We start from the raw sequence: 10,289 nt of genomic DNA, 5'->3' as shown, positions 1-10,289 counted from the left end.
CGCCTCGGCCGTGCGCCCCACCGAGAACAGCGAGGAGATCACGGCGGTGACGACGCGGGCCCGTTCCTGACCGGCGGGCCGCCACCCCCGGCGGGGCCAGCGCCGACAGCTCCGGCCACGGCCCCGCCATCAGGTCGCACGCCACGAACACGCCCGGCCCGCCGCGGGCCTGTTCGACCGCCCACTCCGACACGTCGGCCCCGACCACCGAGAACCCCAGCCGCGCCAGCCCGTGCGCATGCCGCCCCACCCCGCACCCGAGATCGAGCACCCGCCCGCCCGCGGGTAGCACCGAGGCCAGGTACGACACCTCGGCGGCGGTCCGGGCGGGCGAGTACTCGGCGGCGGCGAACACCCAGTAGTCGCGTGTGAAGAACGGGTGCTCACGCAAAGTTGAGTTCCCGGCGCGCGAAGAAGTCGCAGACGTCGCACACGTCGGTGGCGTTCTGCATGGCTTCCTGCAGCAGGTAGACGCCGCCGCAGTAGCGGCACTTGGCCTCGACCATCGGGAACATGTACCGCTGCATGTTCTCGAACGCCGAGAACAGGTAGTAGTCCACGCCCGGCCACAGGTCGAACAGGTGGTCGGTGACCGCGTAGGACATCGAGCGCTCGTCGGGGCCGGTGGTGAAGCGGCCCGGTGTGCCCTGCCGGTTCAGCTCGGGTGCGACCAGCTCCAGGTACAGGGTCAGTTCCTTCTTCGTGATGCGGTACAACGGGAACACGTACCGCATGCCGCCGATCTCGCGCGTCGGGATGCCGCCCATGCGGAAGCCGGTCGTGTACCAGGTGACCATGGAGGCGACCAGGTCGTCGGCGTTGAAGCCGAAGGCGACGGTCGTGGCGCCACGGGCCTGGGCGTCCTCCTCCAGCATCCGGCGCAGCACCTGGTGGCCGATCACCATCGTCAGGTGCGCGCCGTCGCCGGCGACGACCTCGTTCATGGCCTCCACGAAGGGTTTGCGCAGGCGGAACACCCGCTCGACGTCCTCCGCGGTCACGATCACCTGCTCGATGCCGAGCCGTTCGCCGGACTCGCGGGCGGCGGCGAAGGTCGCCGGTTCCTCCCAGTCGGGCAGGCCGGTGATCGTCACGGCGGTCATGTCGACGTCGGGCAGGCGGTCGCGGGTGCGTTCGAGCAACGTCAGGTACGCCACGCTGTCCCGTCCGCCGGACAGGCCGATCACGACGCGTTCGCCGGCCGTCAGCACGTAGCTCTGGACGAACGCCTCCTCGACGTACTGGATGAACGAGTCGGCGTCCAGTTGCTCGCACCGGTGTTCCAGCGAACCGTTGGTGTCGAACATGACCTTCTTGGTGTAGACCGGGTTCGGCGTGCCGTAGACCACGGTCTTGGGGCGGCGTGCCACGTCCAGGTCGTAGAAGCGGACCTGCCGCACCTGCACCACGTCGTCGGCGCCGATCACGACGGTGTCCTCGGCGACGATCTCGCCGTTGACCGACGTCAGCACGGCGTTGACCGGAATGCCGTGCCTGCGCAACACATCCAGCAGCGGCTGGCCGGGAGAAGCCGAGAGCTCCTCGGTTGTGCCCAGCTTCGTCAGGAAGTACACCGATGCCATCTCGATCTCCTCGTTCGCCCTGGCACAGGTCGTAGAGTATGGGCGTGCCGAAACCACCTGCGTCAACGTCGTTGCGCGTCGAGTTTTCGCGCTCCATAAGGGAATTCGATGCTGCCGATTGGGATGCGGTGGTGCGGCGGGCCGGTGCGCCGGTGTTCTACGAGCACGCCTACCTCGACGCGTACGAGCAGGCGCCGCTGACGAACATCGACGCTTTCGCCTACCTGGTGGTGAAAAGGGGCGACGAGACGGTCGCCGTCACGCCCGCGTACCTCCAGACGGCGGCGGATCCGCTGGGCTGCCTGTACGCGGCCTATCCGGAGGCACGCGACCAGCCGGCGTTGCTCAGCCACACCTGGCACTGCTACGACGCGCACGTGCCGTCCACGCTCGGCGTCGACGTCGTGCCGACGGTCATCAGCGGCCTGCTGCGCGTCGCGTCGCTCTACCGCGCGCAGTGGTGCGGGTTCGTGAACGTGCGGCGCGGCAGCGAGCTCGGGCAGGAGCTGCGCGCGAACGGCCTGCCGGCGCGGCACCTGGTCGACCGGTGGACGGCCGACCTCACCGGCGTCACCGACTACGAGCACTACCTGGCGCGGCTGGGCGAACGGGCGCGGGCGAACCTGCGGCGCACCGGGCGAAGATCGGGTGAGGCCGGTGTCACGACGGAGGTGCTCCCGGTGTCGGCGGCGGCGCTGGACGAGATCACCGCGTTGTGCGGGCTGACGGCGACCCGCTTCGACAACAACGGTTTCTACCCCGAGGGGACGTTCGCGAAGTTCGTCACCGCGCTCGGCGGCCGGGTGCACGTGATCGAGGTCAGGCAGCGCGGCCGGCTCGTCGCGGCCGGTGTCTGCCTCACCGACGAGACCCGCTTCCACACCTGGACGTGCGGTGTCGACTACGCGGTGGACGGCAACTACAGCCCGTACGCCGTGCTGTTCGCCGAGTCCGTGCGGCTCGCGATCGAGCTGGGCAAGCCGGTGCTGGAGGGTGGCCGCGGCAACACGGTCTTCAAGCAGCGCCACGGTCTGACGCCGCGCCACCTCGACGCCGTGCTGCTGCGCGCATGAGCCTGCTGACCACCCCCGCCTGGCTCGCCGCGATGGGCGGGAAGCTGCCCGCGCCCGTGCCGCTGCGGGCCGACGGCGTCGAGGCGCACGCGTTCGTGCAGCACGAGCCGCGGCCGACCGAGTTCTTCGACCTGTGGCACGTCCTCACGACCACCGCGCCCGCGTTGCCGATCTGCCGCGAGCCGATCGACTCGCCGCCGTGGGTGCCGGCCCTGATGGTGATGGTGCCGGGCTACGAATGCCTGCCGACCGGCCCGCGCGCCGGTGAGCCGGAAGCGTTGCACGCACTGGTCAGCGCCGCGCTGGCGTACGACGTCCCGACCGCCGCGTTCCTCTACACCCGGCCAGGGCCGCTGGAAGCCGTGCTGCACGAGCGTGGGTTCACGTGTGTGCCGCTGTCGATGACGTGGGACCTGCACCTGCCCGGCACGGGGATGGCCGACTACCTCGCCGCGTTCCCTCGCAAGCGCCGCAAGGAGCTCCGCCGCGAGATGCGGTCCGTTGTGGACGTTCACGCCGAGGAGCCCGACCTCGACGAGCTCACGGCCCTGAAGTGCCAGCTCGTCACGAAGTACCGCGGCGGCGCCGACTTCACCGCGGAACGCCGCAAGCTCGCCGCCCTGGCCGCGATGGACTCGCTCACGCTCGTCGCCCGCCCGCAGGACGGCAACGCCGTCGGTTTCGCGATGTTCGCCCGCCACGACGGCGACTGGACGTGCACCGCGGTCGGTTTCGACTACGCCGACGAACGGTCGCGGCTGGCCTACTTCGGCACCGCCTTCTACGCGGCCGCCGAGCACGCCTACGCCGAGCAGGCCCGGACCATCAGCTACGGCCAGGGCGCCTGGGCGGCCAAGCGCGGCCGCGGCTGCACCGGCACGCCGCTCAACGGCTGGGTCCGCACCCGTGACGCGCGGCTAGCCGAGGTCCTGCGGCGCAGCGCCGCCACGACGCGGCGCGAAGTGCTGTGAGGTGGCGAGCACGAGCCGTTCCCACGGGTCGATCCGCACCCCGACCGTGGCCGCCAGCGCCGCCGCGTGCTCCACGTCGAGCTCCGGGGTCAGGAAGTCGTGCTCCAGCACCGCTTCCACGGGATGCCCCGGCTCCTCGTGCCACAGCGCGGCCTCGATCCGCGACCGCAGCCCCACCAGCACGTCGTCGAACCCGCGCGTCTCCGCGACCCCACCGCGCGCCAGCGTCTTGAGCACCGGCCGCGGGTCACCGGTACCGGCGAACCCGCCGGGCCCGAACACCGCGCTCTCGCGCTCCGAATCCGCCGGTGTGTCCGAGCTGTGCATCAGCGCGAGGACGACGTTGATCGTGCCGAGGTCGCCGCGGATCGTGCCCGGCGCCGCCTTCGCGGGATCGCTGGAGCCCTTCAACGCCCGCAGCTCCTCGTGCGATCCGCTGACCTCCAGCGCGAGGAACGGGCCGTGGTCGAACAGCCGGTCGACGAGCCGGTAGAGGTAGCCCTTCCAGTGCTTGTCGATGTTCTCGGCGTGGAAGGCGTCCAGACCGGCCGGTCGGCGGCAGATGAGCTGCCAGCGCACCGGCGTGAACCCGGCGCCCTCCAGCCGGTCGAGGATCGGGACGCCGAGCTGCCGCGCCACCGCGTCGGGTCCGAGCAGCACGAACACCACAGCGTCCCGACCTCCTAGCGCCGCTTCTTGATCTTCGGCTTGACCGCCAGCTTGTGACCGTGCTTCTTGGCCATCTCGAACGCCTCCTACTTCTTCGGGATCTTGGGCTTGCGCGAGTTCACGGACATGCAGCTACACCTCCTCGGACGAACTCCTCGGCGGACGACGGCAGTTCGTCGCCGGGAGTCAGCAGGAACCGGCCGACCGGCGTGTCGACCCACGTGAGGTCGTCGCGCCCACCGACCCGCACGCGGTCGGAGCGCCCGTCCACCGGCAACCCGAAGCAGAGCAGTCCCGCGTCGAGCGCCCACCGGGCACCGACCCGTTCGAAGACCCTGCGCCCGGCCGCCGGCAGCCCGCGCTCCACCATCCGCCGCTGCGTGCGGCGGGCCAGGCCGGCGGCGGACAACGTGCTCCGCACCGCCCGTCCCGCGCGACGCCGACGTGCTCTCGACACGGCGTCACGCGGAACCTCCAGCGACGGACCGATCTCCGCACGTGCCAGCAGGGACGCCAGCTCCGCGTACTCGGGCCACAGGTCGAGCCGGTTCAGCATCCGCTCCACGTCGCGGGGCTGCGCCGACTCGACGAGCAACGCCCCGTCGACCAGGTCACGGGCGCGGAACGGCTGCTCGAAGCGCTCGAACAGCAGCATCATCAGGTTCTTCACCGGCGCCAGGTCCGGCGTCAGCGCGAGCACCGGCGGCACCGCACCGAGGTCGCCGAGGCTCACGTAGCTGCTCAGCTCCACGCCGTACGGGAGCTGGTACCGGTCCGGGTGCGGCAGGCGAAAGCTCAGCATCACCTGCAGCGAATTGTTCACCCTCGTGAACGTGCCGGAGTCGAGCGCCCAGCCACGTTCGACCAATGACGCGGCGACTTCCCACAGCAGCTCGGGTTTGACAACGTGGTAATCCAGGTCGTTCATATATCTGACCCAGCCGTCGGGGTAGAGCCGGCCGACTTCCAGGCCTTTCAGCGGAATGATCTCCGGTGAGTCGAGCGAGGCGGCGAGCACCCGGTAGAACGCCACCCGCTCCCGCTGCGCGGCCAGCTCGAACGCCAGCCCCTCGTTGAGCTCACCCCACGCCGAGCAGAGCGTGGCGAGCAACGAGGGCTGCTTCTTGCGCGCGAGCCACACCGCCTCCGCCGGGTCGGCGGGTTCTTCGCCGCAGCACACCGCCAAGGCGCGGACCAGCGCATCGGCGTTCAGCTCCACGGCGAAGTCCCCTTGCCGCTCAGTAGTTGGGCAGGCAGTCGGTGCAGGTGGTGCGGAACTTGGCCACCTGGACGGCCTGCCGGCGGGCGATCATCGCCTGCACCAGCGACGGCGTGAGCACGACCGGCGCGACCGGCTTGCGAACGCGTACCTGTGCCATCTTCAGTCCTCCAACTCGATTCGACGGAATCGAGCGTAAGAATCAATTTTTCACACCGTCAATCCCAAGGTTTCCCGTACTGCCCATGCAAAATCCGTATACCTCTTGTCAGACCTTGATCGCTTCTGGCAGGGTGGCGCCGGGCGCACGGACACGAAAGGGACTGGACGGTCTCGTGAACCTGTCTCGACGCACTCTCCTGGCGTCTGCCGCGGCCACCCCTCTGCTCGCCACCCCTCTGCAAGCCTCTGCGGGCACCGGCGAGGCTTCCGCGAACCCGGCCCGCCTGCGCGCGGCCCTCGACTACGGCCTGGCCAAACTGCGGGCGGTGGCACCGGGCGTCACCTCGTTCCCGGAGATCACCCGCTTCGAGAAGTGGACCTACGTCACCGACGGCGGCTGGGTCGGCGGCTTCTGGCCCGGCCTGCTCTGGCTCGCCCACCTCGACTCGGGCGACCTGCGGTTCCGCACCCTCGCCGAGTCCGCGAACGACCGCCTCGCCCCACGCCGCCTGGACCCCCGCGACCACGACCTGGGCTTCCTCTTCTCCCCCTCCTGGGTCACCGCACACCGCCTCACCGGCAACCCGGTCTGGCGCGACGGCGCCATCGACGCCGCCACCACCCTGACCCAGCGCTGGAACCCGACCGGCAGGTATCTCCGCGCCTGGGGCCGCCTGGGCACCCCGGGCAACGCGGGCCGCGTCATCATCGACACGATGATGAACCTGGACCTCCTCGCGTTCGCCTCGGAACAAACCGGCGACCGCAGGTTCATCGACATCGCCATCGCCCACGCCCGCACCACCCAGACCCACTTCGTGCGCGCCGACGGCTCCACCCCGCACGTCTTCGACTTCAACCCGGACATCGGCGCCCCGGTGGGCCCCAACACCGTCCAGGGCTACAGCCCCACCTCGTGCTGGTCACGCGGCCAGTCCTGGGGCGTCTACGGTTTCACGACGATGTACCGCCGCACGGGCTTGCGCGAGTTCCGCGACACCGCCCGCAAGATGGCCGACTACGCCCTGTCCGCCCTCACCCCGGACCACGTCCCGGTGTGGGACTACCGCTCCCCCTTGGGCGCCAACGACGTCAAGGACTCCTCGGCAGGCGCGATCCTCGCCTGCGGCCTCCTCGACCTCGCCAAGGTCACCGGCCGGCCCCACTACCACCAGAAGGCCCTCGCGATCCTCGACGGTCTGGTGAGTACCTGCCTGACCACCGAGTCGACCCGGGCAGAGGCGATCCTGGCGCGCGGCACCCGCAACCGCCCGTCCGAGGACGGCATCGAGATCTCCCTGCCGTACGGCGACTACTACCTCTTCGAGGCCATCCTGCGAGTCCTCAAGCCCGCTCAAATCGCCAAGGCCATCGACCTCTGACGTCCTTCCTGGACCCCCACCGCGCACCCGCCGAGCCGAAGGCGAGGCAGGCCTTCGCTCGTGATCGAGCCGAAGGCGAGACGTCAAAGCCTTTCCTCGGGCGGTTCCGCGGTGGGTGGCTTCCCCGTCTAGCGCTCCGACCGTTTGCCGGGCCTGAGGGGTCAGGTCAAGTCGACACGCTTTTCGTCGACTTGACCTGACCCCTCAGGTCTGGCTCGCTCTTGGATCGCTAGGCGGGGCACCGGCAGCCGCCCAACACAAACAGGCGTGCCATCAACCCACTAACCGCGCTGGCCGGCTTCTTTGGGAGTGTCGGGGTCTGGGGCGGAGCCCCAGGAACAGCCGAACAGGAACAGCCCTCACCTCTCCACCACCCGAGCCGTAGGCCCTCCCTCCCAAGTGGCCTCCAACCGCGACAACCCCCCACCCGGTTCCCGAAAATTCACCACCAACGGCCCCCCAGGCTGCTCAACCGACACAGCCCACCCATCGGCGGGTGTGGCCGACATCGCCTGCACCCCGGACGCCCGGTAGCGCACCACCACGTCCCCACCGCGCAGGTGGAACGCGTGCACGTAGGACCCGTCGGCCTGCCACTCCCCGGCGGGGAGTTGAGCCGCGGACACCCGCCCATCCGTAGTACTCGTCGGAACGGTCGGCACCGGAGCGGACGAGCGCAGGGGAGGCCTGGTGGTCGTGGACGTGGCTGCAGGAACACCGGTGGTGACCGGTACGGGGACGCTCAAGGACTGCACGGTCGGCAACGGCAGCACGCCGGGCCCGCCGGTGGCCTCGACGGCGGCGACCGGTGCGGGTTCCATCGCGGACCGGATGCCGAGCCAGGACAGGCCGACGGCCGCGGTGGTCACGACCGCCCAGGCGGCCAGGTACGCGATCGACCGTCTCACCGCGACGTCCCTCCGTTAACGCCATGGCATCGGTACTCCTCGTCGAGGACGACGACGCCGTGCGCGCGGCGATCATGCGCGCTCTCACCGACCAGGGCCACATCGTGCACGGTGTGGCGCTCGCGATCGAGGCGTTGCGCGAAGTTTCCGCGCACACCTACGACGTCGTGGTCCTCGACCTCGGTCTGCCCGACCTGGACGGTGGTGACGCGCTGCGGATGATCCGCGGCGTCACCGACACGCCCGTCGTGGTCGCCACGGCCCGCGACGACGAGCGGGAGATCGTCCGGCTGCTCAACGCGGGTGCCGACGACTACCTGGTCAAGCCGTTCTCCAGCGAGCACCTCGGTGCGCGCGTGCAGGCGGTGCTGCGCAGGGCGAAGGACCACCGGCAGCTGCGGGTCGGTGGGCTGGAGATCGACGTGGACCGCCGCAGGGCCGTTGTGGACGGTCAGGAGCTCTCGTTGACGCACAAGGAGTTCGAGCTGCTGGCGTTCCTCGCGGGCCGGCAGGGCGAGGTCGTGCCGCGCGCGGAGATCCTGCGGCACCTGTGGCCGTCGCACCGCGACGACCAGACGCTGGACGTGCACCTCAGCTGGCTCAGGAGGAAGCTCGGCGAACGGGCCGCCCAGCCGCGTTACCTGCACACCGTGCGCGGCGTCGGCGTGCGTCTGGTCGCGCCGAGGTGAGGCGGTCACTGGTGCTCGTCGCTCTCGCGGCGACGAGCATGGTGGCGCTGGCGTTCCTCATCCCGCTCGCGGTCGTGGTCAAGGGTGCCGCCCACGACCGCGCGCTCAGCGAGGCGCAGAGGCAGGCCAACGCGCTCACGCCCGCGCTGGTGATCACGAAGAAGCCGCAGGAGCTGCGACAGGCGATCGCCAGCACCCGCTACGGCGGTCAGCAGCGGCTGGCCGTGCACTTCAGCGGGCCGGTCACGATCGGCACCTCGCACATCACCGCGAAGGACTTCGCGCAGGCGCAGAAGCAGGCGAGGGCCAGTGTCGCCGAACGGCCGGACGGCGTCGCGTACCTGCAGCCGATCGCCCTGGGCGTCAACGAGATCGCGATCGTCGAGGCGTTCGTGCCGAGGGAGCAGCTCACGCACGGCGTCATGACCACCTGGCTGGCGCTCGCGGGTGTCGCGGTCGGCCTGGTCGCCGGGTCGGTGCTCGTCGCGGACCGGCTGGGCGCGCGGGCGGTCAGGGCCACCAGGGCGCTCGCCGACGGCGCCAAGCGCATGGGGCGGGGCGACCTGTCGGTGCGCGTGCCGGTGAAGGGCCCGCCCGAGCTCAGGGAGGTCGGGCGGGCCTTCAACGCGATGGCCGAACGCGTCCGGCACCTGCTCGCCGCCGAACGCGAGGTGGTCGCCGACCTCTCCCACCGCCTCAGGACACCCCTCACGGCCCTCCTGCTGGACGCGGACACCCTCGGACAGGGGAACGGGGCGGATCGCATCCGTGCGGCCGTGAAAGGGCTTGAGAGAGAGGTCGACGAGATCATCAGGGCGGCCCGCTCCGGTCTTCAGCCGGAGAGCACCGCCGTGGACGCGGCGAGCGTCGTGCGCGACCGGCTGGTGTTCTGGTCCGCGCTCGCCGACGACCAGGACCGGCCGTGGACGGTCAGGGGCGCCGACCACCCCGCGCTCGTGCCGCTCGCCCGCACCGACCTCACGGCGGCGCTGGACGCGTTGCTGGGCAACGTCTTCCGCCACACGCCGGAGGGCACCCGGTTCGGCGTCACACTGGTGCACCAGGCCGACCTCGTGGCCCTCGTGGTCGAGGACGCGGGCCCCGGCATCCAGGACACCGAACGCGCGGTGCGGCGCGGTGCCAGCGGTGGTGGTTCCACCGGGCTGGGGCTCGACATCGCCCGCAGGGTCGCGGAGAGCACGGGTGGTTCTCTCCACGTCGACCGCGGGCCGCTGGGCGGGGCGCGCGTGCAATTGAGGCTCCGGAGGGTCTGAAGGACGAACACCGCCGGCGGCGCGGACCGCAGGACGGGTCCGACGCCGCCGGCGGGCACCGGCCGGCCGCGCCGCACCGCTGCCGCACCACCGGGTTCCGAGCAGGAGGGAGGAACCGGTGAGCGGTGCGCGCCTGCCTTCCCACACCGGTGTTGCGAGGTGGATCAGCCGGGGCTCTCGGCGCCAGGTGTGGGGACCGGCGTATTCAGGTGGTCGGTGGACCGCTTTCCGCGATCTCCACCGAAGTTAGCCGACGGCCGCACGGCACCCATCCACCGTTCAGACGATTAATCGGTTTTAAATGGATTTAAGTTCGCCCGGTCGGAGGTCCGCCCGGAAAGCCTTGTCGCAGTAGTGTT

Annotated in this window: 11 protein-coding genes; 6 read left to right on the top strand and 5 right to left on the bottom strand. The window is 70.6% G+C overall.

Annotated features, from left to right (window positions below; genetic code table 11):
• On the bottom strand, positions 1 to 391 hold a 391-nt coding region (locus ADL03_RS36155), incomplete at its 3' end, for a bifunctional 2-polyprenyl-6-hydroxyphenol methylase/3-demethylubiquinol 3-O-methyltransferase UbiG (RefSeq protein ID WP_157529603.1).
• Positions 384 to 1,583 carry a hypothetical protein gene (locus tag ADL03_RS36150; RefSeq protein ID WP_053738123.1) on the bottom strand — a complete coding sequence of 400 codons (1,200 nt, stop codon included), beginning with the start codon at positions 1,581 to 1,583 and terminating at the stop codon, positions 384 to 386. The genes ADL03_RS36150 and ADL03_RS36155, both read right to left, overlap by 8 nt.
• A 131-nt stretch (positions 1,584 to 1,714) precedes the next feature.
• Here ADL03_RS36150 and ADL03_RS36145 point away from each other — a divergent pair, with 131 nt between their 5' ends.
• Together ADL03_RS36145 and ADL03_RS36140 are read left to right on the top strand one after the other, a co-directional pair.
• Entirely contained in the window at positions 1,715 to 2,656 is a 942-nt protein-coding gene (locus ADL03_RS36145) for a GNAT family N-acetyltransferase (protein WP_197288945.1), read from the top strand.
• Entirely contained in the window at positions 2,653 to 3,627 is a 975-nt protein-coding gene (locus ADL03_RS36140; RefSeq protein WP_053738121.1) for a GNAT family N-acetyltransferase, read from the top strand. Before ADL03_RS36145 ends, ADL03_RS36140 begins: the two co-directional genes overlap by 4 nt.
• Here the strand turns inward: ADL03_RS36140 and ADL03_RS36135 are convergent.
• From ADL03_RS36135 to ADL03_RS47655, 3 genes are all read right to left on the bottom strand, one after another.
• Positions 3,574 to 4,296 (bottom strand): nucleoside-diphosphate kinase, encoded by a 723-nt coding sequence (locus ADL03_RS36135; RefSeq protein ID WP_053738120.1) that lies wholly within the window; start codon positions 4,294 to 4,296, stop codon positions 3,574 to 3,576. The genes ADL03_RS36140 and ADL03_RS36135 overlap by 54 nt on opposite strands.
• 118 nt (positions 4,297 to 4,414) lie before the next feature.
• The gene (locus ADL03_RS36130) at positions 4,415 to 5,515 is read right to left on the bottom strand and encodes a hypothetical protein (protein ID WP_053738119.1); all 1,101 of its coding nucleotides are present in this window, start codon (positions 5,513 to 5,515) and stop codon (positions 4,415 to 4,417) included.
• Between the two features lie 19 nt (positions 5,516 to 5,534).
• Complete coding sequence (locus tag ADL03_RS47655; protein WP_154697563.1) at positions 5,535 to 5,675, bottom strand: hypothetical protein; 141 nt, start codon at positions 5,673 to 5,675, stop codon at positions 5,535 to 5,537.
• A 175-nt stretch (positions 5,676 to 5,850) separates the two neighbouring features.
• Between ADL03_RS47655 and ADL03_RS36125 the strand changes: the two genes are divergently transcribed.
• From ADL03_RS36125 to ADL03_RS36105, 4 genes are all read left to right on the top strand, one after another.
• Entirely contained in the window at positions 5,851 to 7,059 is a 1,209-nt protein-coding gene (locus ADL03_RS36125; RefSeq protein ID WP_053738118.1) for a glycoside hydrolase family 88 protein, read from the top strand.
• Positions 7,060 to 7,761: 702 nt separating this feature from the next.
• Complete coding sequence (locus ADL03_RS36115) at positions 7,762 to 7,986, top strand: hypothetical protein (protein WP_157529602.1); 225 nt, start codon at positions 7,762 to 7,764, stop codon at positions 7,984 to 7,986.
• 4 nt (positions 7,987 to 7,990) lie between these two features.
• Positions 7,991 to 8,656 (top strand): response regulator transcription factor, encoded by a 666-nt coding sequence (locus tag ADL03_RS36110; protein WP_053738115.1) that lies wholly within the window; start codon positions 7,991 to 7,993, stop codon positions 8,654 to 8,656.
• A complete protein-coding gene (locus ADL03_RS36105) occupies positions 8,653 to 9,930 on the top strand; it encodes a HAMP domain-containing sensor histidine kinase (protein ID WP_053738114.1) in 1,278 nt (425 codons plus the stop codon). Before ADL03_RS36110 ends, ADL03_RS36105 begins: the two co-directional genes overlap by 4 nt.
• The last annotated feature ends 359 nt before the right edge of the window (positions 9,931 to 10,289 follow it).

Source organism: Nocardia sp. NRRL S-836, from assembly GCF_001279525.1.
In the GTDB taxonomy this organism is placed as follows: domain Bacteria; phylum Actinomycetota; class Actinomycetes; order Mycobacteriales; family Pseudonocardiaceae; genus Lentzea.
This window is presented reverse-complemented; position numbering and strand designations above follow the sequence as displayed.